The 26,667-nt window shown below is 37.0% G+C and carries 23 protein-coding genes and 2 tRNA genes; 19 read left to right on the forward strand and 6 right to left on the reverse strand.

Going from position 1 to position 26,667, the window contains the following annotated elements:
• Positions 1–69: 69 nt before the first annotated feature.
• From FFJ24_RS04095 to FFJ24_RS04115, 5 genes are all read left to right on the forward strand, one after another.
• Positions 70–2,451 carry an ABC transporter permease gene (locus FFJ24_RS04095; RefSeq protein ID WP_138822810.1) on the forward strand — a complete coding sequence of 794 codons (2,382 nt, stop codon included), beginning with the start codon at positions 70–72 and terminating at the stop codon, positions 2,449–2,451.
• A 102-nt stretch (positions 2,452–2,553) separates the two neighbouring features.
• Positions 2,554–4,929, forward strand: coding sequence for an ABC transporter permease (locus FFJ24_RS04100; protein WP_138822812.1), 2,376 nt, complete (start codon positions 2,554–2,556; stop codon positions 4,927–4,929).
• Between the two features lie 81 nt (positions 4,930–5,010).
• Positions 5,011–7,407 (forward strand): ABC transporter permease, encoded by a 2,397-nt coding sequence (locus FFJ24_RS04105; protein WP_138822814.1) that lies wholly within the window; start codon positions 5,011–5,013, stop codon positions 7,405–7,407.
• Positions 7,408–7,479: 72 nt separating this feature from the next.
• Positions 7,480–9,849, forward strand: coding sequence for an ABC transporter permease (locus tag FFJ24_RS04110; RefSeq protein ID WP_138822816.1), 2,370 nt, complete (start codon positions 7,480–7,482; stop codon positions 9,847–9,849).
• Positions 9,850–9,936: 87 nt separating this feature from the next.
• Positions 9,937–10,617, forward strand: a complete 681-nt coding sequence (locus FFJ24_RS04115) for an ABC transporter ATP-binding protein (RefSeq protein WP_138822818.1) — start codon at positions 9,937–9,939, stop codon at positions 10,615–10,617.
• Positions 10,618–10,682: 65 nt separating this feature from the next.
• Here the strand turns inward: FFJ24_RS04115 and FFJ24_RS04120 are convergent, their stop codons facing one another.
• The 4 genes from FFJ24_RS04120 to FFJ24_RS04130 form a co-directional block, all read right to left on the reverse strand.
• Positions 10,683–11,681: an HTTM domain-containing protein gene (locus tag FFJ24_RS04120; protein ID WP_168202383.1), complete on the reverse strand. Its 999-nt coding sequence runs from the start codon at positions 11,679–11,681 to the stop codon at positions 10,683–10,685.
• Positions 11,656–12,246, reverse strand: coding sequence for a hypothetical protein (locus FFJ24_RS25965; RefSeq protein ID WP_168202384.1), 591 nt, complete (start codon positions 12,244–12,246; stop codon positions 11,656–11,658). The genes FFJ24_RS04120 and FFJ24_RS25965 overlap by 26 nt, the downstream gene beginning before the upstream one ends.
• An 85-nt stretch (positions 12,247–12,331) precedes the next feature.
• Positions 12,332–12,787 (reverse strand): hypothetical protein, encoded by a 456-nt coding sequence (locus FFJ24_RS04125; protein ID WP_138822822.1) that lies wholly within the window; start codon positions 12,785–12,787, stop codon positions 12,332–12,334.
• A 195-nt stretch (positions 12,788–12,982) separates the two neighbouring features.
• Positions 12,983–13,423: a hypothetical protein gene (locus FFJ24_RS04130; RefSeq protein ID WP_138822824.1), complete on the reverse strand. Its 441-nt coding sequence runs from the start codon at positions 13,421–13,423 to the stop codon at positions 12,983–12,985.
• A gap of 198 nt (positions 13,424–13,621) precedes the next feature.
• On the opposite strand from FFJ24_RS04130, the gene FFJ24_RS04135 reads away from it, so the two are divergent.
• The 13 genes from FFJ24_RS04135 to FFJ24_RS04195 all read left to right on the forward strand — a co-directional run bounded on the left by FFJ24_RS04135 (position 13,622) and on the right by FFJ24_RS04195 (position 23,250).
• Positions 13,622–14,083 (forward strand): hypothetical protein, encoded by a 462-nt coding sequence (locus FFJ24_RS04135; protein WP_138822826.1) that lies wholly within the window; start codon positions 13,622–13,624, stop codon positions 14,081–14,083.
• A 205-nt stretch (positions 14,084–14,288) separates the two neighbouring features.
• Entirely contained in the window at positions 14,289–14,738 is a 450-nt protein-coding gene (locus tag FFJ24_RS04140) for a hypothetical protein (protein WP_138822828.1), read from the forward strand.
• Positions 14,699–15,463, forward strand: coding sequence for a sensor histidine kinase (locus tag FFJ24_RS04145; RefSeq protein WP_138822830.1), 765 nt, complete (start codon positions 14,699–14,701; stop codon positions 15,461–15,463). The genes FFJ24_RS04140 and FFJ24_RS04145 overlap by 40 nt, the downstream gene beginning before the upstream one ends.
• On the forward strand, positions 15,460–16,137 hold the full coding sequence (locus tag FFJ24_RS04150) for a response regulator transcription factor (protein ID WP_246862735.1): 678 nt from the start codon (positions 15,460–15,462) through the stop codon (positions 16,135–16,137). Before FFJ24_RS04145 ends, FFJ24_RS04150 begins: the two co-directional genes overlap by 4 nt.
• A 54-nt stretch (positions 16,138–16,191) precedes the next feature.
• Positions 16,192–16,989 (forward strand): ABC transporter substrate-binding protein, encoded by a 798-nt coding sequence (locus FFJ24_RS04155; protein WP_138822832.1) that lies wholly within the window; start codon positions 16,192–16,194, stop codon positions 16,987–16,989.
• Between the two features lie 61 nt (positions 16,990–17,050).
• On the forward strand, positions 17,051–17,353 hold the full coding sequence (locus tag FFJ24_RS04160; protein WP_138822834.1) for a hypothetical protein: 303 nt from the start codon (positions 17,051–17,053) through the stop codon (positions 17,351–17,353).
• Positions 17,354–17,500: 147 nt separating this feature from the next.
• Positions 17,501–17,582: transfer RNA gene (locus FFJ24_RS04165), tRNA-Leu, on the forward strand.
• 619 nt (positions 17,583–18,201) lie between these two features.
• Positions 18,202–18,283, forward strand: a tRNA-Leu gene (locus FFJ24_RS04170).
• A gap of 161 nt (positions 18,284–18,444) precedes the next feature.
• A complete protein-coding gene (gene tig, locus FFJ24_RS04175; protein WP_138822836.1) occupies positions 18,445–19,800 on the forward strand; it encodes a trigger factor in 1,356 nt (451 codons plus the stop codon).
• A 51-nt stretch (positions 19,801–19,851) separates the two neighbouring features.
• Positions 19,852–20,208 carry a four helix bundle protein gene (locus tag FFJ24_RS04180; RefSeq protein ID WP_138822838.1) on the forward strand — a complete coding sequence of 119 codons (357 nt, stop codon included), beginning with the start codon at positions 19,852–19,854 and terminating at the stop codon, positions 20,206–20,208.
• Positions 20,209–20,363: 155 nt separating this feature from the next.
• Entirely contained in the window at positions 20,364–21,071 is a 708-nt protein-coding gene (gene clpP / locus FFJ24_RS04185; protein ID WP_138822840.1) for an ATP-dependent Clp endopeptidase proteolytic subunit ClpP, read from the forward strand.
• Entirely contained in the window at positions 21,025–22,293 is a 1,269-nt protein-coding gene (gene clpX, locus FFJ24_RS04190; protein WP_371716948.1) for an ATP-dependent Clp protease ATP-binding subunit ClpX, read from the forward strand. The genes clpP and clpX overlap by 47 nt, the downstream gene beginning before the upstream one ends.
• A gap of 93 nt (positions 22,294–22,386) precedes the next feature.
• On the forward strand, positions 22,387–23,250 hold the full coding sequence (locus tag FFJ24_RS04195) for an AMP nucleosidase (RefSeq protein ID WP_210419455.1): 864 nt from the start codon (positions 22,387–22,389) through the stop codon (positions 23,248–23,250).
• A gap of 455 nt (positions 23,251–23,705) precedes the next feature.
• Here FFJ24_RS04195 and FFJ24_RS04200 read toward each other — a convergent pair whose 3' ends face one another.
• Both FFJ24_RS04200 and FFJ24_RS04205 read right to left on the reverse strand, forming a co-directional pair.
• Entirely contained in the window at positions 23,706–24,365 is a 660-nt protein-coding gene (locus FFJ24_RS04200; protein WP_138822845.1) for an ATP-binding cassette domain-containing protein, read from the reverse strand.
• Between the two features lie 462 nt (positions 24,366–24,827).
• Entirely contained in the window at positions 24,828–25,688 is an 861-nt protein-coding gene (locus FFJ24_RS04205; RefSeq protein WP_010601359.1) for an RNA polymerase sigma factor RpoD/SigA, read from the reverse strand.
• 391 nt (positions 25,689–26,079) lie between these two features.
• Between FFJ24_RS04205 and FFJ24_RS04210 the strand changes: the two genes are divergently transcribed.
• Positions 26,080–26,667, forward strand: coding sequence for a hypothetical protein (locus FFJ24_RS04210; RefSeq protein WP_138822847.1), 588 nt, complete (start codon positions 26,080–26,082; stop codon positions 26,665–26,667).

The raw sequence follows: 26,667 nt of genomic DNA on the forward strand, positions 1-26,667 counted from the left end.
GCTTAGCGTCTGGCGATCAGCGTGGATTTACCGCTAACCCCCAAACGCTTTACGCTAAACCTCAAAAATATGTTTAGACTCAACTTTAAAATAGCCTTGCGTAACCTTTGGAAGAACAAAGGCTTTACTTTAATCAATGTTGGTGGATTGGCAATTGGCATGGTCTGTTGCTTGATGTTGCTATTGTACGTTTATTACGAATGGAGCTTCGATAAACAGTATAAAAATGCCGATAAGGTATATATTGCTGCATTAAATCTAAAGTTTAACGGCAAACTAGCTACTACCATGGCGGTTCCGAATAAACTAGCCAAAGCTGGCGCTTCAGAACTGCCGGGCATTAAAAGTGCAGCGCGCATGTCGATGAATAACGGGGAGAAGCTGTTCAGCCATAATCTGCACAATTTTAAACTTTCAGGGATGAATGTTGATCCGGATTTTTTAAAGATCCTTGATCACAAATTCATCTATGGAGATCCAAATACGGCTTTAAGCGAACCGAATAATGTATTGATTAGTCAATCTACTTCCAAAAAACTATTTGGCGTGGAGAACCCGATCGGACAAAGCATTAAATATGATAACAGGATCAGTTTAAAAGTGACTGCTGTTATAGAAGACCTTCCCAAAAACCAGAGTATGCAATACGATGTGTTGCAGCCATGGGCTTTTTTTGAACAGGAAAATCCTTCTGAAAAAGAAAATAGTTGGGGCGCCATTACCTGTCTAACCTTATTTCAGCTTAAGGATAATGCTTCCCTGGAGGCAACAAATGCGGCTCTAAAACATTTTATTGTAGATAAAGAACCTGATTTAAAAGAGATGACTTATGAACCTTTTCTTTTTCCTTTGAGCAAACTTCACCTGTATGATGATTTTGATAACGGAAAAGTAGTCGGTGGTAAAATTGACCAGTTAAGGTTATTTGTTTTTCTGGCTATCTGCGTACTGTTTATTGCCTGCATCAATTATATGAACCTTTCTACCGCTAAATCTGAAAAACGGGCGAGAGAAGTAGGGGTGCGGAAAGCTTTAGGATCTACCCGCAACACCATTATGGGGCAATTTATGGTAGAATCATTACTGTTGTCGTTTTTAGCCATGTTAATTGCTTTTACGCTACTCGAGGTTTCACTGCCTTACTTTAACAACCTGCTCGATATTTCAATCAAAATCAATTATGGCGCAACCGGCTTTTGGGCGGTCTTACTTGCTATGGTTTTGATTACCGGTCTGCTTGCCGGCAGTTATCCTGCATTTTACCTCTCCTCTTTTATTCCGGTAAAAGTACTTAAGGGATTTAAAGGCTCAACAGGTTCATTATCCATCCGCAAAACCTTGGTGGTGGTACAGTTTAGTCTTTCTATCTGTATGATTATTTCGGCTATTGTAATTTACAGCCAGATCCAGCACCTTAAAAATAAACCTTTGGGTTTTGATGAGACGGCATTGGCACAGATCGACCTGGAAGGGGAATGGACAAAACCCGAAAAACTCAAAACCTTTAAAAACGAACTGGAAAGAGAAGGAGCCATTGTTTCCGCGACTGAATATGCCAACTCTTTTACCAGTAGCGGTTCTATTACCAGCGATATTCAATGGCCCGGCAAGCCTAAAAATGATGTCTCTATTATCAACTATAGAAGTACAGGTTTTGATTTTGCCAAAACAACTGGTGTAAAGATTCTTGCAGGGAGAGATTTTGAGTCTAAATTTTCAGCAGATACCTCTACATCTCTGCTCCTCAATCAAAGTGCTGTTAAAATAATGGGGTTAAAAAATCCTGTCGGTACAGTTATCCATTGGGGCAATAACCCGCCACTTAAAGTGGTGGGCGTTGTTCAAGATTATTCCAGCGAATCGCTTGCTTCTAAAATACAGCCTACAGTTTATTATTACAATGTTAAAACGAGCCGGGTTTTGCTGATTAAGCTCAATCCTAAGCAATCGCTTTCTAATTCAATCGAAGCGATAAAATCGATAAGTCAACATTTAAATCCTGCTTATCCAATTGAAGTGAAAATGGTTAGTCAGGGCATGGCCGAAAAACTCCGGAGTGAAAGGTTACTCAGTGTACTTTCCAATATTTTTGGAGGATTTGCCATTTTTATTTCCTGCTTGGGTTTATTGGGTTTAGCGTTATACACTGCCGAGCAGCGCAGTAAAGAAATCAGTATCCGTAAAGTATTAGGCGCCAATCTTTCTGATATCCTGGTCCTTTTAAACAAAGATTTTATGAAACTGGTAATCATATCCAATGTGATCGCTATCCCGGTAGCCTATATTCTTGTTGCCAAATGGCTGGAAAAATATGATTATAAGATTACGATTAATCCATGGCCTTTTTTGCTTGCGCTTTTAACCTCGGTAATTATTGCCATTTTAACAGTGAGCCTGCAAACCTTTAAAGTGGCCAAAGCAAATGCTGTTGATGCACTTAAATATGAATAAAAGCTGAAAGATAAAAGACTAAAGCAAATTGCTAGAGTCTTGATACCCGATACTAAATACCTAGAGTCTTGATACCCGATACTAAATACTTGATACTAAAATATGTTCAAATTAAACTTAAAAATCGCATTGCGAAACCTTTGGAGAAATAGAGGTATTACTTCAATTAATGTTGGTGGTTTAGCCATTGCTTTGGCTGCTTTTATTTTAGTTGTGCTTTATTTTACTTACGAAACCAGCTTTGATAAAACCAATCCAAACTACAACAATATTTATGTAGTTGGACGGATTTATCCTGATTTTAAAACAAACTACACTTCGCCACCATTTGCAAAAGCAATTAAACAGAATTTCCCGGAGGTAGAAAATGCGGGAATTACCAAACGTGGTTTTTTTGAATTTACCATAAAGAATGGCAAGAACACATTATTTGCCAAAAACTTTATGCAGGCTGATTACAATGCCGCTAAAATTCTTGATTTGAAACCTACAGGAGGCTTAGAAAAACCCGCAGGTGAAGCTGACAGACTTTCTTACCTGAGTGAGGAAAGCATGAAAGTGCTTTTTCCAAATAAAACAGATAACAAGCCTGAAATGGTAGGAATGGGAGCAAGCAATTCGGGCATTACCAGTAAAATCAATGGTTCAATTACAAATAATTTGCATTCAAATATTACTTTCGACGGGATTTCAATCGGTAACGAAATTGGACAGGGAGAGAATTATGGATATAACAATTACACGACCTATATTCAGGTAAAACCCGGAACTGACGTTGCAAACCTGGAACAAAAAATTACAGACTTATACCGAAAAGAATTATTAAAAGGCGAAACTGACCAAAAAACAATAGAAGAAATAAAGGGTGTTTCCACATTTTTAGACCCGCTTGCAAACTTGCACCTCAGGCCAAAGGCCGGTAATGATGCGCCTTATAAAATACTAATCGCCCTTTCTGTACTTGGAATTCTGATCTTGGTTATTGCCTGTATCAATTTCACCAATCTAAGCATTGCTCAGGCCACAAAAAGGGCTAAAGAAGTTGGCGTAAAAAAAGTAATGGGTGCTTATCGTTTCCAGCTTACCACACAATTTCTTACCGAAATATTTATTCAATGTTTTGTTGCTACAATTCTTGCCTTAACAATAGCAGAATTAGCCCTGCCATATTTCAACAACCTTTTTCAGGTTAATTTATCCATCTGGAATATTGAAAATAACTTATTCTGGCAATTACCCTTAATTTTATGCCTGATTACATTTGTTGCGGGCACTTATCCAGCTTTGGTTTTATCAGGTTTCAAACCTGCTTTAGTACTAAAAGGTAATTTTTCTACAAGTAAACAAAGTTCATGGCTGCGAAATGGCCTGTTGATTTTTCAGTTTAGCATTGCGGTGATTTTTATAATCGGTTTGTTCATCATCAACGCACAATTGAAATATATGCGGACTCAGGATCTGGGTTTTACAGCAAATCAGGTTGTTTACATTAAAAACATAAGTCTTTTCAATAAACCTGAAAAATTTGCTCCGGTTAGAGATAAAATCTTAAAAATCCAGGGAGTAAAATCAGTAACTGTAGCTACTGGTGTTCCTGATGGGAGCGAAAATGGAGGTAACGGTTATACCGTAAATGGTGTGCAGAAAAGCATTGATTTTGTCGATGTGGATTTTGATTACTTTGAAACACTTGATATTAAATTAAAAGAGGGACGGTTTTTCTCAAAGTCATTCAGTACCGATACTGCGAATTCTGTTGTGATAAATGAAAGTGCTGTTGCGAAATATGGAATTAAAAATCCAGTCGGACAAACAATAAGAGGCTGTAATATAGATTATAAGATTGTAGGGGTAGCAAAAGATTTTAAAGCACAAGGATTTGAAAGTGCCGTTCAGCCTACTATTTATGCAATTAAAAATCCTTGCGGAAATTCAAAAACGCAAATTATGGTGAAAATTGAGGAAAATAAAATGGCTGATGCTTTGGCTGCTTTGAAAGCACAATGGCCTCAAATAAATCCTCAGGACGGCGAGGACTTTCGATATGAATTTTTAGATGAACTTTACGGCAAACTTTTCAAAAAACAGGAACAGTTACAATCCGTGTTTTTCGCAGCGGCATTGCTCACCATCTTCATTGCTATTTTAGGTTTGTTTGCCTTTGCAAAATACATCACCAATGGACGCATCAAAGAGATTGCAGTGCGCAAAATTTTGGGTGCAAGTGATATTCAAATCTTCAAATTAATTAATAGTTCATTTTTTATCATGGTCCTCGTCGCTAACGTAATTTCCTGGCCGGTAGCTTATATCCTTACTAAAAAATGGCTCGAAACTTTTGCCTACCGAATTGATTTACCTGTGCTACCCTTTGTTAGCAGTGCAACAATTACCATTTTATTAGCTGTAATAACCGTAAGCATTCAGGCGAAAAAAGCTGTTAAAGCTAATCCTGTTGATGCGTTGAAATACGAATAATAGCTGAAAACTTAAAGATCAAAGACTGAGGTAACTTGCTGGTGTCTTGATATCTGATACTAAATACTTGATACTACAAAAATGTTCAAACTTAACCTCAAAATCGCCTGGCGAAACCTCTGGAAAAACAAAGGTTATACTTTTATTAATATTCTTGGACTGTCAATCGGGATGGCAAGCTGTATTTTGATCTTTATTTTTATCCGTTTTCAGCTCAGTTTTGATGAAGGTTATAAAAATGCAGATCGGATTTATAGGGTAGTTACGGATTGGAGGTACAATGCTTTCGATGATTTTTCTGCAGGAGTACCCATACCTTTTACAGCAGCAGCCAGAAATGAGATCGCTGGAGTAGAAAAGATAGGTGCAATTGCCAAATTAGATGATATTATACATATTAAGGATAATACAGGCAGGGAAATTTTAAAAAGTCAGGAAAACGTGTATTTTGCTGAACCCGATTTTTTTGATGTAATTCATATCAACTGGAAGTACGGCAAACCGGCAGAAGCTTTAAAAGCCCCTAATAACGTTGCCCTATCCGAGGCGATGGCCGTTAAGTATTTTGGCAGCATACAAAATGCCATTGGTAAAAGTATTACCATGGGTACCAAAACACAGCTAAGCGTTACTGGGGTATTTCAGGATATGCCGCAGAACAGCAGCTTTCCTTTAAAAATAGTGATCGCTTACCAAAATTTATACAATTATTACGGTAACCGCGACTGTTGGGATTGTATCAATTCGAGTTTAAGTAGTTATGTGTTGCTTAAAGAAGGACTGAACAAATCTGACTTAGATTGGGCTATGGCCAAATTCAATAAGAAATATTATGCAGACAAAAAGATTGAAGGGAACCAGGTAAACAGGCTTCAGCCGTTAAAAGAGATTCATTTTGATCAACGTTACGATAATTTTGCAAATGCAACAATTGCCAGGAGCCAGATTTTCGGCCTTGTTATTATCGGATTGTTTTTGATCTGTACTGCATGTATCAACTTTATCAATTTAAATACGGCACAGGCTGTTAACAGGTCAAAAGAAGTTGGCGTGCGTAAAGTAATGGGGGGCAAGCGCAGGCAACTTATTGTACAGTTTTTAACCGAAACCATTGTACTGGTCTTAATTGCACTTTTAATTGCCTGTATCATCAGTGAGTTGGCTATACCCGCTATGCAGAACCTATTTAAAAATCAGATCAGCTTTAGTTTGTTCGGGCACCCGGTTATTTTTGTGTTTATGATTTTACTGGTTGTATTTGTTGGCTTTATGGCCGGCTTTTATCCGGCTATGGTCATATCAGGTTTTAATCCGGCGTTGGCTATAAAAAATAAAGTTACCCTTAACAACAACGGTTTAAGCCTGCGTAAAATTTTGGTGGTGGTGCAGTTTGCAATTACTGTTATACTCATTATCGGTACCATTGTAATTGTAAATCAAATGGACTACCTGCAGCAGAAACCGTTGGGTTTTAATTCATCCACAGTGGTAATGGTGGGGATGCCAGGAGATCAGGTGAGTAAGGAGAAACGGAGTGTTTTTAAAGAAAGGATTTTAAAAATACCTGGTGTACAATTGTTGAGCTATTGCCAGTCGCCCCCCTTATCCCAGGATATAAATTCGACCAATTTTACTTTTAATGGAGTTAAAAATAAAGATTTCGAGGTAAGGACCTGTAAGGTCGATGAAAATTATTTTAAACTTTTCGATTTAAAGATTATTGCCGGCAAAGTTTTTATGAAGAGCGATACGGCCAATGGTTATGTGGTTAACGAAACATTTTTGAAAAAAGTAGGCATAACAAAGCCCGAAAATGCCCTTGGTAAAATGATCAATGCCACGGGTATTAATATCCCGATTGTAGGAGTGGTAAAGGACTACAATGATAAATCATTAAAAGAGAAAATATCCGGTCTGGCTATTTCTGCCGATAAAAATCAATATTGGCAAGCTGCAATAAAGTTAGAGGGCAAACAGCTCGTATCTTCCATGAACCAGGTAGAAACCTTATGGAACAGTACATTCCCGAATAATATTTATCATGCAGATTTTGTTGATGACCGGATAAAGGGCTATTATGAAAGTGAACACATCATGGGGGTATTATTTAAGGTGTTTGCCAGCGTAATTATTTTCATCTCGTTTATAGGTTTGTTCGGCCTGATTTCATTTGTGGCCATGCAACGCACCAGGGAAGTAGCCATCCGGAAAGTTTTGGGTGCATCTACCTTACAGCTGGTTAAAATGCTGAACGGCTCGTTTTTATTGATGGTGTTTATTGCAAATGTAGTGGCATGGCCATTAGCCTATGTTTTTGTGAATAAATGGCTTTCAGGTTTTGCCTATCGGATTGACATCAGCATCTGGCCGTTCGCTTTGGCTATGGTAATATCAATGGCAATAACGTTAATAACAGTAAGCTTTCGATCTTATAAAGCCGCGAATGCAAATACTATTGATGCACTTAAATATGAATAAAGCCGAAAGCTAAAAGACCAAAGGTTAAAACTTATGTCTTGATACCTGATACTAAATACTTGATACTAAAAAATGTTCAAACTCAACCTCAAAATCGCACTGCGAAACTTATTTAAAAACAAAGTTTATGCAGCTATAAACATTGGTGGCTTGGCTATTGGCTTAACCTCTTGCTTATTACTGTTATTATATGCCGGTTATGAGTGGGGCTATGATAAACAGTTTAAAAACTCACCTCATATCTATCAGGTCATGATCAATTTAAATGATCAGAAAGGAGAGGTGATCAGAACAATAAACCAATCGCAGAATGTGATGTTGGCTGCGCTTAAAGAAGAATTTCCTGATGTATTATATGGCGCCAGGATTACTGATGTTTATAAAAGATTGGTGGCCAATGGAGAAGAAAGTTTAAAATTAGATAGCAGGTACGTTGATCCGGATTTTTTAAAATTATTTGATTATCATTTTATCAGTGGAAATCCTACAAAGGCATTAAATGATCCTAATTCTATCGTTTTAACTGAAACAGCAGCAAAAAGGATATTCGGTACAACAGATGTGCTTAATCGAAAAGTAAGATTCGAAAATCAGGTTGATATAAAAGTTACAGCGGTAATAAAAGACCTTCCTGCCAATGTTACCTATGGTTTCGAGTCCTTAACTACATTTACCTTATATGAAAATTTAAACCAGTGGCCAAAAAAGCCAAATTGGGGTAGTCATGATTATTACACCTTAGTAAAATTAAATGAAAATATAGATATAGAAGCCTTTAATGTAAAATTAAAAGGTTTTGTAGGCAAACACTTTTCTGCAGCTAAAGAAGATGTATTTATTTATCCTTTAACAAAATTACACTTATACGGAGCATTTTTAAATGGTAAAAGCACTGGGGGCAATATTAGGCAGGTGCAACTGTTTGTTGGTTTGTCGATAGGCATTCTATTTATTGCCTGTATTAATTTTATGAATTTGGCAACCGCCAGCACACAAGGCAGGGCAAAAGAAATTGGCGTTAAAAAAACAATGGGTGCATCCAGGACAGATCTTGTTTTTCAGTTTATGCTGGAATCATTTATTTTAACCCTGATAAGCATATTATTAAGCATTATGCTACTCGAATTCAGTTTGCCAATGTTTAACCGGTTATTAGGGATTGAAATTGTGTTTGATTACCTCAATCCAACCAACTGGATATTGATGCTTAGTGTTTTGGTTATAACCGGCTTCATAGCAGGGAGCTATCCTTCATTTTACCTTTCTGGTTTTAACGTGATACAATCACTCAAAAAATCCTTAAATTTTAAAAAAGGATATGCCTTAACTTTCAGGCAGGTTTTGGTTGTCATACAATTTGGCTTTTCGGTAATATTGATTGCAGCAACCATAACCATTTATAAACAAATCCAGTTTATTAAAAACATACCTTTAGGTTACAGATCAAATGGACTGCTGGAAGTAGCTCACGAAGGATTGCTTTATGAAAAATTCAACCTGTTAAAAACAAGATTACTCTCCAGTGGCGCTGTTGTAGGCGTAACACAATCATCTGGCAGTATTTCTAACAAAAACAGCAGTATAAGAGGTCTGGGCTGGGTTGGGATGTCCGAAAGTGATAAAATGATCGATTTTGATCAGATCTACACCACTTATGATTTTACTAAAACGGTAAACGTCAGGTTGTTGGCCGGGAGGGATTTTGATCGGAAATTTGCTTCAGATACAGCGGCAATACTTTTGAGCAAAAAAGCGATTGAAGTAATGCACCTGAAAAGTCCGGTTGGTACCAGCATTGTATACCAGGGAATAAAAAGGAATGTGGTAGGGGTTTTTGATAATATTGTCTGGGGCGACCCAAGTAAAGTTGCCGCACCTATGGTTATTGCTTATGCAGATATCAGTGATGTAATTACCATGCGCTTAAATCCCGACAAAAGCTTAAGTGAAAGCATCAGTATTATTAATAAGTTGTTAAAAGAAGTAAACCCAAATTTTCCTGTCGAAATCAAATTTATTGATGGTTTAAACGAAATTAAACTTAAAAATGAAAAGATTTTGGGCACCTTGGCAAATCTATTTGGATGTTTGGCCGTTTTCATATCTTGTTTAGGTTTGTTCGGCCTTTCATCTTTTAGTACTGCACAAAGAATCAAGGAAGTAAGTATCCGAAAAATCTTAGGCGCTTCAATTACGGAGTTGATGACTTTGCTTTCTTCAAGTTTTTTGAAATTAATATTTATTGCAGTCGTAATTGCACTGCCAGTTGCCTATTATATTATGAATAACTGGTTAATGCATTTCGAACTCAGAACAAGCTTAAATTTGTGGGTGTTTATGGCAACAGCAACACTTACACTGTTAATTTCAATTTTAACAATTACCTGGCAAACCTATCGCGCCGCAAAAACAAATGCAGTTGATGCTTTAAAATACGAATAAAGGCGGGAAGGCCGAGGGTTTTAAGGTTGAAGGCTAAAGCGCCCAAACCTTCCAACCCTTAACCTTTCGACCCTCAACCTTAAAAATATGATACAATTAACCAACATCGAAAAATACTACGCAAACAAAGGCGTTAAAAATTATGTACTCCGTTTGGTAACCACAACCATTAAACAAGGAGAATTTGTTTCCATTATGGGACCATCAGGAGCCGGAAAATCTACCTTGCTCAACATTATTGGCATGCTCGAAGAACCAACCTACGGTACTTACGAATTTTTGGGAGAAAATGTAACCTCGCTTAACGAACGCAAACGCATTGAACTTTACCGCAATCACATCGGTTTTGTATTTCAGGCTTACCATTTAATTGATGAGATGACGGTGTACGAAAACATTGAAGCTCCTTTATTGTACAAAAAAATTGGTAGTTCTGAACGAGCCAGTAGGATTGCAGATCTTTTAGACCGCTTTAATATCGTAGCCAAAAAAGATTTATTCCCGAACCAATTATCAGGAGGTCAGCAACAATTGGTGGGTATTGCCCGGGCACTAGCTGCACAACCTTCTATTATTTTGGCCGATGAGCCAACAGGAAATCTGCAATCTGCACAGGCCGAAGAAATTATGGGCCTTTTTAAAAAGCTCAATGAAGAAGATGGCATTACCATTATCCAGGTTACCCATTCAGAAAAAAATGCGCAGTATGGTAGCCGGATATTACACATTGCTGATGGCCTTGTAAAAGAAGATGTACAGGTCAGTTAAATTGGCATAAAATTGGTTTATCAGGTAAATATTACCACAGTTATTTACCTGATAAACCGTGCTAATCAATTTTTGATATGTTTAAATATCCGCAATGCGAATTTAAAGTGTGGATAATGCAGTTGCTTTACTTTATGGAATACGCTTGCCGTGAATAGCTTTGAGCTGCTCGAAACTGCATCAAGTTCCTTGCTTAAAAATGCAGTAATGTTTAAAATGATCATGATCGATGCAAATAGGTAAAGCCCCATAAAAATACCAATACAGAGATGCATGGTGATAATGGCCAGTATCCAGTATTTTCTGAAAAACCTGGTAAAGGCCATAAAAGGATAAAGGATTTCGTGCACTACTGTAGCCCAGCCCATCAACATAAATATTTTTGGGTATTGTGCCATAAATGAAAAGTCAAAATTATTAAATGGCGGACGGGTTAAAGCTTTCCACATGCTTTCGCCATTCCACCAGTTTATGCCGATGGCTTTATGAAAGCCGCCAAAAAAATAAATAAAACACATCTGGATCTGTATAAAACGTAAGCAGAATCTTCTGAACTCCGGAGAGGCAGTTTTAAGCTTGAGCAGAAATTCGTCCAAAGAAAAATCAGTAACCGGCATAAAGGTGCAGAAGAACAGGGAAATGGTAGTAAAATAGTCCATTCCATATAAAAAGAACGTATTCGATTGTATGATACAGAGGTGGATAAATAAAGTGATAAGGGCAGAAAGCCTGGTGAAGAGGCCAAACAACATCGTGATGATAAAAAGCAGGTGGATCAATAAAATGAAATGAAGCATTTGGTTATCAGAACTAAACAAACCGCCCAAAATATCGTTAAACCAACTCAGCCGTGGAATAAATTTCAACCGGATAAAAGTTTCAGTAACCTCGCGGTTCGAAAAACCCGATAACCCGAAAAACTGATGCATTTCAGCATAAATACTCAGTATAAAAATAATGCAATGTATGCTAACAGCTATCCTGAAAAAAGCAAAGACATTGGTTTGTATAGGTTTAAATAAGAAATGATCTAAAATCTTATTTGTTTTCGATATGATATTCATAAGCATACATAAATTGATAAACAGTATTTTTTGATTGGGTGTAATTGCGTAATGAAGGGGTAAGTACCAGCCCGAAAATAGCTTTGGCAGAAACCACATTTTCCAGCCCCGTCATCTGCTCTTGCATCATAAACCTGATCAGCGAATTTCTCAGGAGCTCCACATCAGTTTTGCCAATGGTTTCATAATAATTGCAAAGCCTGAGCCCAAGTTCATGGCTGTTTATCTGCGGTATCATGGTTATTTTCTGTTTGTTTTTAAGCGTGTATTCAAAAACGAGTTTGTAACTCGTTGGTACATTTGGAGCAAAAAAACCGTACCCTGTTTCTGTGCCGGTATAGGCGAGGTAGTAATTAAGGTAATCGTTAAATTTGTAATCCGTTTTTCCCAATACAAAATCGAGTTTCTTTTTGATTGGCTGATAGGTAGATTGTTCCATTTCAACCAATAAAATACCCTTATTATTCACAATGCAATCAAGCGTAGTGTCTATATTGACAAAAGAAAGCAGCAGGTAATGTATCAGCATTCCAGCGACCAGAATAATTTTTACAGGTGTTTTCATGGCGGTTTTATGATTAAAAGCTGAAAATTGAAGAAGTTTCTGGCTTATCATTATCTAGAATCAAATAAGCCAGAAACTGAATAACTTACTGGTACTTCGAAAGTACGGTGCTGAGTTGGGCAATTAATCTCTGATTTATAGCACCTGCTTGATTGGTTTTTGTAGCCACACTTCCCTGTGTTGCAACAGAACCATTATCACCATGACAAACAGAAATCTGTAAAGTACAATCGGCTGCTACCATACTGGCTTTACCGGCCCTGCCAGAAATTACTGCGGCGGTTAATTTTCCTGATGTTTGAATGTTGGTGAGCTTACCGGTAGAGGCAAGAACCGTTCCGCGTGAACCATAACTTTTTACATTGTACAATGATGAATCATACTGTTTTAAAATGTTGTTCATGGCTCTTTTATCTCTGGAAGAGATTTTTGTACCCGGAGCAATAGAAATTCCATTTTTTTCAATGGCTACCTGAGCTTGTGAAAGCTGTGCGCAAAAGATGAATGCGAATAATGCGATAATTTTTAAAGAAGTTTTCATTTTGATTAAGATTTAGGTGAAAAATTAAATTGTTTATTAGATTGTTCTAGAATCAGATACCAAAGTTATGGAGGTAACTGTTCCGGCTTTTAGTGTATTATTACGCATTTAATTGCGTGGAACTACTTTTCTTAACCGTATTTATACCTGTTGATTCTGGTAAAGCTGCTGCTTATTGTTTAGGAAAAATGACCATTATTGATACTTGGAGAGCACAGCTTTCAATTGAGAGATTAAACGTTGCCTGGTTTTTTCCGTAACTGGCATCGAATTGATATCCTTGATAACTCTGGTAGGATCGGTAGTATTGTCGAGTATAGCCTGTACGGTCATGTCGGCCGCAACCATGTTCGCTTTTCCGTTAACCAGGTCGGATGATATTTTATCCGTAATTTGGATTCTGGCCAGATTGCCTTTTTTACTGATCATTTTTCCGCCTGCATCGTAGCTTCTGATCTGGTAAAGCGATGCATCGTAATGTTTTAAAATATTGTTTACTGCCTCCTTATCCCGGGCTGATATTTTTGTTCCCGGAGCAATGGAGATCCCATTCTCTTTAATGCTGACCTGTGCTTTCGAAACTTGCGCGCCAACAATAAGGCTGCACCATAAACTGAACTGAATTAATGTTTTCATTTTGATTTAAAATTAATTGGTGAATAAATTTTCTAGAATTGAAATCAAAATTATAATGGCTCTTTTGATATTATTCAATGTGTTATTACGCGAAGGATGAGGTATAATTACCTGTAATAAACAGTATTTATACCTATTGCCTCAACTCGCCCTGCCTGTTAACTTAGCATGAAATCAGCACCCTAAATCAAATAAAAAATGGAAAGAAAGCGTTATGCAAAAGAATTTGTGGCCGAAGACCTCCGGAGCCGCACACATTTTATCCCGCTCGAAACGGCAAACCGGTACATTGAGAATTTTCATAAAAACCGCACCGCACTTATTCCTAAAAATTTGGAGGAAGAAGACAGAAGGGTAGCCATTTTGCCATTTTCAGAAACCTTTAACATCAAAAGCGTTTCAAAGTTGTTAAGTAGGAGGGGTTGCGAAGGGCTCAGGATACATTTTGGACTCAACGATCATTCGCAGGTTGTACTGGTGTTAAGAGCCGTTGATGGTTTTGGGAATGATATTGTAGGCCCGGTTTCCGGACCTGGTAAGAAGGAACTTAAATTAATGGTCTTATCTGCCAATACCCATCACGGCAATGAAGATAATTTGGATACTTATAGTTTAGATGATTCTCAGCGTGTACCACCCTGGCCAGTTGTATCCATATAAGTAAATGCAGCAAGTCCAGAATTTTATATTATCCCAGTCTATTCTGCTGGCCTGTGTAATAGGTCTGTTCAGGTGGAACAATATTGGCACTACCTTTAGGCCTTTTCTGTTTTATTGTTTTTTAGATTGCCTTACTGAAATTACCGTATTTGTTTTGATTGTGAAGCACATTAATCCTTGCTTAATAATTAATATTTACCTGCTTTTGTCTGCTTTATTGCTGCTGTGGCAATTTGGCAACTGGTTTATCGTTAGCAAAAAATCAAAGATATTGCAGGGATTAGCCATTATCCTTTTGATTGTTTGGGGAGTAGATTATTTTATCCTCCACCAGCTGTCGGATAACAGTGGCTTTTTCCGTATCGTGTACTCGTTTATATTAGTAATGCTGTCTATCACCTGCTTAAATAAATTGATCACCCTGGTTGATGGGAATATCCTAAAAGACTCGAGATTTTTGATCTGCGTAGCCCTGATCGTATTTTTTACCTTTAATATTTTTATCGAAATCATTTATTTTAATTCGAGTTCTAGTATTATCTTTAAGGAAAATGTATTTGATATTAAGCGGGTTATCAATGTTTTTGCCAATCTGGTTTTTGCTTTAGCCGTGTTATGGATACCGAAGAAAAAGAATTTTATAATGCCGTATTAATTGCTGCTGCAATTATTGGATTCATTATGCTTTATTTTATTGTATCCATGATTATGCAGCACCGAAAAAGCCGGCGGTTATCAAAAGACAGGATATTGGCAGAAATCAAAACACTGGAAAACGAAAGGCGGAGGATTGCATCTGATCTGCATGATGAAATAGGACCATTGCTCTCTACTGTTAAATTCCAGATCGCCCATCTGGATGCAGATACTGATGAAATGCAACATTTGATCCGCTCATCAGGAAAGCATATTGATACCATTATTCAACGGATGCGCGAAATTTCGACCAATTTAATGCCCTATATGTTGGAAAGAAAGGGGTTGGTATGGGCCATTCAGGATTTTATTAACCGTGTGCAACAGAACGGAGCCCTTAAGATTGTGTTTAAACATCACCTCAATAAACGTTTAACAGCCGATATAGAACTGAACGTGTACCGCATTGTACAGGAAATTTTGCACAATACCATCAAACATGCAAAAGCAAATCTACTGATGATTGTTTTGGAAGAAAATGATGAGGTACTACGTTTGCAGACAACCGACGATGGTATCGGTTTTGATTTTCAGGAAATTATAAAGCAGAATTCCGGACTTGGTCTGCTCAACCTGCAAAGTCGTATAGAGGTAATGAAAGGTACGGTTAGAATACCTTCACCAAATAATGGGAAAGGAGTAACGTACACTTTTGAAATTCCGGTTAAAGCTGATAAAAAATGATGAATGAAGAAAAAATCAGAATTATTATTGCCGATGATCATGTGGTTTTCAGGGAAGGACTGGCCATGGTGCTCAGCAATAAAGATAACATAGAACTCGTAGGAGCTGCCGGTAACGGTGAGCAATTGGTAAAACTGGCCATAAATCTGAAACCCCATGTCGTAATAACCGATATCAAAATGCCGGTTATGGATGGCATTGAGGCTGTAAAACAAATGGTTAAACTTAATCCGGATCCGGGTATTATTGCACTTTCCATGTTTGATGAAGAAGATCTGATTGTAGAAATGTTAGAAGCAGGCGCAAGAGGATACCTGCTTAAAAATGCCGATAAAAATGATATTTACGATGCCATTACTGCAGTAGCAACAGGCAATAATTTTTATTGCAAAACCACCTCTGCCAAATTGGCTACCGTGATTGCCAAAAGCAGGGCAAAAAAGGATAACAGGCCCAGTGATGCTAATTTTTCTGAACGTGAAATTGAAATCATTAAGCTTATCTGCAAGGAATTTACTAACAAAAAAATTGCCGACCAGCTTTATCTTAGTGTCAGGACAGTTGAAGGATACCGGGCTAAATTATTGGAAAAAATGCAGGTTAAAAATTCAATTGGGCTGGCCATTCATGCTTTTCAGCTGGGAATCATCAGTGGCATAGAAGAAAATGGGTGAAAAAGCATTTGACAGGATGTTTTCATTAAATTTGTGTTTCACAAATAAAAATAAATGCAAAAAAACTTTACCGATCAGCTCGGAAGAGAAATTAAAATTAATTTTCCACCCAAACGGATTATTTCTGTTGTTCCTTCCCAAACAGAGCTGCTGTTTGATCTGGGGCTTGATCAGGAAATTATCGGATTAACCAAGTTTTGCATCCATCCGATAGAAAAGTTTGCAACGCGAACCAAAGTAGGAGGGACGAAAAAGCTTAATATCGATTTAATTAAAGATTTAAAACCAGATCTGATTATCGGCAACAAAGAAGAAAATACTCAGGGTGATATAGAAGAACTTGCAGAATATTTTCCTGTTTGGATGAGCGATATTTTTACCCTTGATGATGCCACGAAAACCATTGCCGCAATAGGGGCGCTGGTAGATCGTGAACCTGAAGCCAGTTACCTGAACCACCTGATTTCTGCCGGATTTAACGATCTGAAAACACTCGCATTACAACATCATATCGATAAAAAAGTGGCTTACCTTATCTGGCGAAAGCCATATATGGCCGCAGGAAAAAATACATTTATTGATGATGTTCTGCTGATTAACGGTATGACGAATGTGATTAAAGAGGAGCGTTATCCTACAGTAACGTTGGAAAAATTGAAAACGACAAATTGTGAACTGATTTTACTTTCATCAGAGCCTTATCCTTTTGGAGAAAAACATATCGAAGAAATACAGGCGGCCATACCCGGTGCTAAAATTATGCTGGTTGATGGCGAAATGTTCAGTTGGTATGGAAGCAGGTTGGTTAAAGCCGTTCAGTATTTTTTCGAATTCCAAAAACAAGTTTATTAATCATACCGTTTTAATTTTTGTAAATTGTAGCATAAAATAAAATTACCCCGTTTACACCACCATGAAAAAAATCTTAATATTATCTCTGTTTGTTGCTGTGATTTCGGGCTGTAGCCCTTTGAAAGATGCAAACCATACCAGTTCTGTTACCGCAAGCGGAACTATCCAAAAACTAGGAATGACAACCTTTCAATATGGCACACACCTGTTAAAAGCCGACAATAAAACTTACGCTATAAAAAGTGGCTCTATCAATCTTGATACTTATTTAGATAGAAAAGTGACCATAAAAGGAAGAAAAGTTAAAGGCTATCCGATTGATGGCGGACCTGAGCTGGTTGATGTAACACTGGTAAAATTTTAGGTCAGATGGAAATGTAAGACGGATAACGAGTGAGTTCACTCCATAGTATGTGTCTCACAAACCATCACTAATCAAATTTTTATAATTCATAAAAATTTGATTTTTCGATTTAGTTTCTATCTTTGCAATCCTTAAAGTATCCTAACTGCGGAAGTGGCGTAATTGGTAGCCGCACCAGACTTAGGATCTGGCGCTTCACGGCGTGGGGGTTCGAGTCCCTTCTTCCGCACGATAAGATCAACCGTTCCGATTTAAAAATCAGAGCGGTTTTTTTACGGCACAGCCCATCAATTTTTGTAATCATTATTACCCGAGCTATTTTTAACCACAGATGGTGTATTTGTTAGATATCCATCAATTTGTAACAGGTTGACTTTTTTACACGCTGTAAAAAAAATAGAAAAAATCCCACACGTCCCATCGGAAAGCCAATTCGCCAATTTGCGTTTTTCGTTTGGTAGGGGTATTAGGTGTTTTAAACATTAATACTTCACCTACCCTTGCCAACTAGACCTGATCAAAGTGGTTCCGATTTTTCATCGGAAAGAACGGAGAGCAGGGCTACACTATCCTAACTGCCACTAAACCTGCTTTCCAAAAAGAATAAAGACTTTAAACAATACCAATATTTTATTTCAGCAATAGCCCTGCTTTAAATTACAAGTCCCCATGGTCTGTGTCTCCACAGACCATCGCGAAAGTGTTTAGTAAATCTATTGAATAATTTTTTTCTCCTTAAAAACTAATTAGTTAGCCCTTTTTGATTAAAATAATCAACAAAATATCTTTAATGCCTTTTGATTATTCAATCTTGTTTCTATCTTTGCAGTCCTTACAACATCCTAACTGCGGAAGTGGCGTAATTGGTAGCCGCACCAGACTTAGGATCTGGCGCTTCACGGCGTGGGGGTTCGAGTCCCTTCTTCCGCACAACAAGATAAAGGCCGTTCCGATTTAAACATCGGAACGGTTTTGTTTTTAAAAAACATTGATTAATAAAAATTGATGTACTGTTTCGGTTGTGTCGATATATGGTTTATCTCATATCTCAATTCTCCGATCTAAAGCACATCTTAATATATCTCAGAAAAATGAATATTACACAGGAAAAAACCGGCAACTTAAATGCTGTTGTAAAAATCAAGATCGCACCTGCTGATTACACTGGAAAAGTAGAGAAAGCCATTAAAGATCAAGCTAAAAAAGCACAATTACCTGGTTTCCGTAAAGGAATGGTTCCTGCTGCCCACATTAAAAAAATGTATGGCAAAAGTATCCTGGTAGAAGAGGTTAACAACTTGTTAAACGATACCTTATCTAACTATATCGCTGAGCAAAAAATAGAAATTTTAGGTCAACCGCTTCCTAAAATGGACGATGAACGCGAATTTAAATGGGACAATACAGATGATTTCGAATTTGATTATGAGTTAGGTTTAGCGCCGGCTTTTGATGTAAATCTTTCATCTAAAGATAAATTTACTGAATACGTAATTAAAGCGGATCAGGAAACTTTAGAAAGCCGTATCAAAAATATCCGCCGTAGTTATGGTAAAATGACTAATCCAGAGGTTTCGGCTGATGATGATGTACTTTACGCCGAATTAAACCAGGTAACTGAAGATGGTACTGCTGTTGAAGGTGGTATTACCAGTACTGCAAGTGTTCGTTTAGATCAAATTAAAGATAAAAAGATTCTTAAATCACTAATTGGTTTAAAGAAAGATGACGAAGTAACCATCGACATCCAGAAAGCATTTGAAGATGCTGCCGTAATTGCAAAAGCTTTAAATATTTCAGAAGAAGAAGCAGCTGCTTTAAAGGCAAACTTCAAACTTCACGTTAAAAACGTTAACCGTTTAGAAGAATCTGACTTAAACCAGGAGTTTTTTGATAAATTATTTGGTGAGGGTACAGTAACCGACGAAGCTGGTTTCAAAGCTAGAATTACCGAAGAAGTAGAAGGTATGTTTAAACAGGATGCTGAACGTAAATTATCAAACGATATTTATGAAGCACTTTTAGCTAAACACACTTTTGAATTGCCTGATGAATTTTTACGTCGTTGGTTGAAAGCTACAAACGAAAAATTAACTGACGAAGAATTAGCTGAAGGTTATGATGATTTCGCTAAAAACCTTAAATGGACTTTAATCGAAAATAAAATCATTAAAGATAACAGCATTGAAATTAAATATGAGGATGTAGTTCAGGCGGCTAAAGCTAAATTAGATGCGCAGTTCAGGATGTACAGCCCAAGCCCGCTTCCTGAAGATCAACTGGCTCAATATGCTGTTCAGTTTTTACAGGAAAAAGAAAATGCAAACCGTGTTTTCGAAGAGGTAAAAGCATTAAAAACTTTCGAACAAATCAAATCTGTTGTCACTTTAGAGCAAAAAGATATTGATTACGATAAGTTTGTGGCGCTCGTGGAGAAAAAAGCATAGGGCATAGCGCCAGGAGCTTTAAATATTATATATAAAATCTTATTTTGCTATATGGCAAAATTTAGATTTCAAGACTTGCTAATTTGGCAGAGAGCTATTATAGTAGGCAATAAATTAATTGATATTTCTGAAAAATTAGAAGAAATAAAAAAGTTTAGATACGCAGAGCAGCTTCGAGGAGCTGCTCTTAGCGTATCTAATAATATAGCAGAAGGGTCTGGTTCCAATTCCGCTGCCGATTTCAAACGTTTTTTAAACTATGCACATCGGTCTATTTTCGAAAATGCGAATATTCTTTTGGTGTTAAATTTAAGATTACTAGTTTCTGACAAGGATTTGGCAGATTTATTGGAAGATTTAGATATTTTAGCGAGAATGGTTTCCAGCTTTTCTAAAAGTTTGAAGTAACGGAGTGCTATATTGTCATAGATTTCGATGTGGTATACTCTTTGTCTAAACCAACATAATTAAAATATTATTTATATTTTGGTTTTTTATTATTCACGAAACGATGGGGAACAGGAGCTCAAAACTCTATGCCCTCTGCTAAAAACTCATAACTCATGAACATAGATTCACAAGAATTCAGGAAATTTGCCGTTAAACATCAGGGAATTGGCGGTTTACACGTAGATAAATTTATTGCTCAGGCTAATTTGAATCCTAAGAGCATGACGCCATACATTATTGAAGAACGCCAGTTGAATGTAGCACAGATGGATGTTTTCTCAAGATTAATGATGGACCGTATTATCTTTTTAGGTGATGCCATTTACGATCAGAATGCCAACATTATCCAGGCGCAGTTGTTGTTTTTACAATCTGCAGATGCCGATAGAGACATTCAGATCTATATTAACTCGCCAGGTGGTTCGGTTTATGCAGGTTTAGGTATTTACGATACCATGCAGTATATCCAGCCTGATGTAGCTACAATTTGTACCGGTATGGCAGCATCAATGGGTGCCGTTTTATTAGTGGCAGGAGCAAAAGGAAAACGTGCTGCATTGCCTCACTCAAGAGTAATGATCCACCAGCCATCAGGTGGTGCACAAGGTGTGGCATCTGATATGGAGATCAACCTGAGAGAAATGTTGAAATTAAAAAAAGAATTATACGATATTATTTCAGAGCACTCTGGTCAAACTTATGATTGGGTAGAGAAAGCTTCAGATCGCGATTACTGGATGACTGCCGATGAGGCAAAAGGTTTTGGTATGGTTGATGAAGTATTATCGAGAAACGCAAAGAAAGATGGCGAAACAAAATAAAGAATCCCGTTGCTCATTCTGCCATTCTGGCAAGCATGAAACTTTAATGCTGATTGAAGGCATGGATGCATTTATCTGTGATAAATGTGTTACCCAGGCCAATCAGTTGCTTGCGCAGGAATTAGGAACCAAAGGGACAAAAAATATTCAGGAGGCGATAAACTTATTAAAGCCTCTTGAAATTAAACAACACCTTGATCAATATGTAATTGGTCAGGATGATGCTAAAAAGGTGCTTTCTGTTGCCGTTTACAATCACTACAAGCGCTTAAATCAAAAAATTGATAAAGACGAGATTGAGATTGAAAAATCGAATATCATGTTGGTGGGCGAAACCGGAACGGGTAAAACGCTTTTGGCTAAAACCATTGCGAAAATTCTGCACGTGCCTTTCTGTATTTGCGATGCAACTGTTTTAACAGAAGCAGGTTATGTAGGTGAAGATGTGGAGAGTATCTTAACACGTTTGCTTCAGGCTGCAGATTATGATGTAACGGCTGCAGAACGTGGTATTGTATATATCGATGAGGTAGATAAAGTGGCACGTAAAAGCGATAATCCATCCATTACCCGTGATGTATCAGGTGAAGGTGTTCAACAGGCCTTATTGAAGATTTTAGAAGGTACGGTTGTTAACGTTCCACCCCAGGGCGGACGTAAGCATCCCGATCAGAAAATGATCCCGGTAAATACAAATAACATCTTATTTATTTGCGGTGGAGCTTTTGATGGTATCGAACGCAAAATTGCCAACCGTTTACGTACCCAGGCTGTAGGATATAAAGTAAAGAAAGATGAGACTGTATTGGATCTTAAAAATCTTTATAAGTATATTACACCTCAGGATCTGAAATCATTCGGGTTAATTCCGGAATTAATTGGCCGTATACCAGTTCTTTCTCACTTAAATCCATTAGATAAAGAATCTTTAAGAAACATTTTAACCGCACCTAAAAATTCATTGATCAAGCAGTATGTTAAGCTTTTTGCTTACGAAGACGTGAAGCTTGTTTTTGATGAGGATGTTTTAAATTTTATTGTAGATAAAGCAATGGAATACAAACTTGGTGCACGTGGTTTAAGATCAATCTGCGAAGCGATTATGTTGGATGCGATGTTTGATACACCAACGCAGACGGATGTCAAGGAGTTGCACATCAATCTCGATTACGCGATAGAGAAATTTGAAAAGGCCGATTTTAAAAAGTTGCAGGCCGCTTAAAAAATCAAATCCTTCCCGTAATTCGGGAGGGATTTTTTGTAATATAGTATTGTTAACGCTATGCGCCATGCGCCAGGCTCTAAACCAAAAAGTATGAACGAAGAAAAAGACATAAAAAAAGCCCAAGAAATAGTAGAAAAATCTAAAAAAGTAAAAGAAGTAGAAAGTCCCGTTAAATCTGGATTAAAATCCAAAGATGAAATTGTTAAAAACTGGCTACCGCGTTATACCGGCCGCCCTTTAGATCAATTTGGTGATTACATCCTGTTAACCAATTTCAGTAAATATGTAAGCATGTTTTCGGAATGGAACGATAATGCGCCGATTATGGGTTTAGATAAACCTATGCAGAGCGTTACCGCTAATGGTATTACGATTATCAACTTTGGTATGGGAAGTCCACTGGCAGCCACCATGATGGATTTATTAACGGCGATTAAGCCTAAAGCAGTTTTGTTTTTGGGTAAATGTGGCGGTTTAAAAAAGAAAAACCAATTAGGTGATTTAATCCTGCCAATTGCGGCCATTAGGGGAGAAGGTACCTCAAATGATTACCTGCCGGCAGAAGTACCTGCATTGCCTGCCTTCGCCTTGCAGAAAGCGATTTCTACCACCATTCGCGATCATGGTAGGGATTACTGGACCGGAACCTGTTACACCACCAACCGTAGGGTTTGGGAACACGACAAAGAGTTCAAAAAATACTTGAAAACTTTGAGGGCAATGGCGGTAGATATGGAAACAGCGACAATTTTCACCACGGCCTTTGCCAATAAAATCCCAGCTGGCGCATTACTTTTGGTCTCCGATCAACCGATGATCCCTGAAGGGGTTAAAACGGCAGAGAGCGATAGCACTGTTACCGAAAAATATGTAGAAACACATTTGCGTATTGGCATTGATTCTTTAAAACAGTTAATCAATAATGGATTAACAGTTAAACACTTGTTGTTTTAGGATGATAAAATCGTTGTCCTGAACTTGTTTCAGGATCTTTTAATTTAAGCTGTTGAAAGAAAAGATAGATGCTGGACAAATCCGATATCCATCGGTTCAGCATCACGCATTGGGTTAGGGCGGTCGTCATCCTGAACTTGTTTCAGATCTTTTAATTTGGGTTGTTGGAAAAAGATAGATGCTGAATAAATCCGATAGCCATCAGATCAGTATCACGCATTAGGTTCGGGCGATCGTTATCCTGAACTTGTTTCAGGATCTTTTAATCTGAGTTGTTAAAAGAAGAATAGATGCTGAAATAAGTCCGATAACCATCGGATCAGTATCACGCATTAGGTTCGGGCGATCGTCATCCTGAACTTGTTTCAGGATCTTTTAATCTGAGTTGTTAAAAGAAAAATAGATGCTGAAATAAATCCGATAACCATCAGATCAGCATGACGTAGTCTTTAAATTTAAGCTGTAGAGCCTGGGAGGTAACCATAGGTCACCAGGTCATCTTGATTATGGATGGTATAGTTGCATCTGTTATGCAGCAGTACAATGCGGTCAGAAACATCTAAAATAGACTTGTAGTAATGATCAGTAATAATAAAGCCTTTATCTGCTTTTGATTTATTAATATGCTTTTTTAACTCTTCTATCCATAAAGGTGATAATTGCGAGAATGGCTCATCAAGAAGTATATATTGCGCGTCGCTGTAAATTATTAATAAACATTCGATAAACCTGCGTTCTCCACCAGATAGGTTATAGAATTTAGTGTTTAAATATTTTTTTACAAATTCGAATTGTTGTAATTCAGCACGCTGTTTTTTGCAAAAGGTATCGATGGCCTGCAAAACAGTGATCTTGCCTGGGATGAAATTATCTTGAGGCAAATAGGACAGGTTCTTAGATAGGTAACCTTTTTTATATACTTTATTATTTATATTAAGGTACTTGAAGTTCGCTTTTACGCTTCCAAAAATGATTTTTAATAAGGTTGATTTACCTGATCCATTCCTGCCCAATAAACCAACTACTTCGCCAGTTTTACAGTTTAGGTAAACACTGCTTAATACTTCGCGGTCTGCAAAAGATTGGTTAACACTGTCGATAGAAAGTTCCTGCATATTGATGATAAAATTAAAATTCCGACAAAAACTATTAAATCATATAAAACCAGGTTTATCATAATTTTTCTAAATCCTATGCCCTGATTTTTGAAATAATATGCAGTAGATTGATAAAACATGAAGTATATGGCTATAGAAAATAACCAGCCGATAAATTTGATAAATAGCGCAAAGGTGTAAATCCCTGGCTCCTTAAAACCATTTAAAATGAAAAATACCGATGTGAGTAAGCTAACCAATACATTCCATAAAAAAATGGGCTTGTATATAGTTAAGGATTTTTTGAGTAAACCAATCGACATGATTTAAAGATATAAAATCATAACGATAAATTTAGTTGTCTGTAAATAAAAAAGATAGCTAGCGTGTAATCGTCATTTCTACCGTATCGGAGAAATGTAATAAACAAAAAAAGACCAGCCTTAGCCGATCTTTTAATATTGATATACATCTAATCTCTTATCCTAAATAAGATTTTAAGATTTTGCTTCTTGAAGTATGACGTAAGCGTTGTAATGCTTTATCTTTAATCTGACGAACGCGCTCGCGTGTTAAATTAAATTTCTCACCAATCTCCTCTAACGAAAGTGGGTGGTTAGAACCTAAGCCGAAGAATAAAACAATAATTTCTCTTTCTCTTTCAGTTAGAGTAGATAAAGAACGTTTAATCTCTTCTGACAATGATTCGTTGATCAATGAACTATCCGTATTTGGTTCATGGTTTTCCAATACATCCAATAATGTGTTTTCTTCACCTTGAACGAAAGGAGCATCCATGGATACGTGACGGCCAGAGTTGCTTAAAGTATCTGAGATTTTATCTACAGTTGTCTCTAAGATATCTGCTAATTCTTCCGGAGAAGGCTCACGCTCGTATTCCTGCTCTAGCTTAGAAAAAGCTTTACTGATTTTACTTAAGGAACCAACCTGGTTTAAAGGCAAACGCACAATACGGCTTTGCTCGGCAATTGCCTGTAAAATAGATTGACGGATCCACCAAACTGCATAAGAAATGAACTTGAAACCTTTGGTTTCATCAAAACGTTTTGCCGCTTTAATTAAACCTAAGTTCCCCTCATTAATCAAGTCTCCTAAAGTTAAACCCTGATTTTGATATTGTTTTGCAACAGACACAACGAAACGTAAGTTGGTTTTAGTTAAGCGCTCTAATGCAGCCTGATCGCCCTCACGAATCTTCCTTGCTAAAATTACTTCCTCTTCTGCTGTTATTAAATCTACTTTACCAATTTCGTGTAGGTATTTATCTAATGACTGACTTTCACGGTTGGTTATGGATTGCGTTATCTTGAGTTGTCTCATTTATACGTTTTGTGTGCTCTTTAATTATTGAAGTGTGCAAAGTTACGAAATTGTATGGCAATCCGAAAGGATAAAATGCTGAAAATGTTACTGTTTGCACATGTTTTTTATACTTTTACTTACAACAAAAATCATTCCAAGAAAGTTTTTGACATATTTTCACCTATACCAAGGCTTGTAGCTGCTTTTCGATTATTATTTATTGTAAATCAATAAATATATTTTGATTTATAATAATTAAATTTTTATGTTTGCCCTGTAAATAATTAAATAAATATGACGTTTCATTAAATTCAGTTATTTAGTGCAGATAACAAAAGCCATAATGTCCTGGTAGTTTTTTCAGGCAAAAAAATTAAAATCAAAAGAGAAATTATTTTAAGAATTATCAATGAATACGCTTACTTTGACCATCAGGAATTCTGCTATTACCTTAATTGCACTTTGTATAATTACAGCAACGGTACATTTTGTATATGCTTTTATAGATTATAATAACCAGTCGCTCAGTTTCCATGTAAAGAAAACTGCAGAAGTTCAGGTCGAAAATTTTAATGGTTTAAAATTCAAAAATAAACAAATTGGTGAGCTGGAAATTAAACCCACAATAATCCAGGCTATAATACTTGAGGATGGTATGTTCAATGACGGAGGCGCCGCCATGTTTTTTTACCTGATTTCATGCCTTATAGTGCTTAAAAAAATTAAAAATAAGGTAATTACTTTAGAAAGTTTAACGGAAAAGAACATCGTCAAAATTGTATGGGTAGCAGCAGGACTCTTCTTTGCACTCTATTTTTTGATCAGAATACTTCTTAATGAATATGTTGATTCCTTAACCATGGGGCAATTTAAGCATGATGATAATTTGCGGGCTTATCTGGGTTTTGCCGTTCTTGGTACTGTCATTTTTAATGCTATTTATGGCCTTATTCGATATACGAAAAAACTTAAACGAGAAAATGATTTAACGATATAG

It is taken from the genome of Pedobacter sp. KBS0701 (genome assembly GCF_005938645.2).
In the GTDB taxonomy this organism is placed as follows: Bacteria; Bacteroidota; Bacteroidia; order Sphingobacteriales; family Sphingobacteriaceae; genus Pedobacter.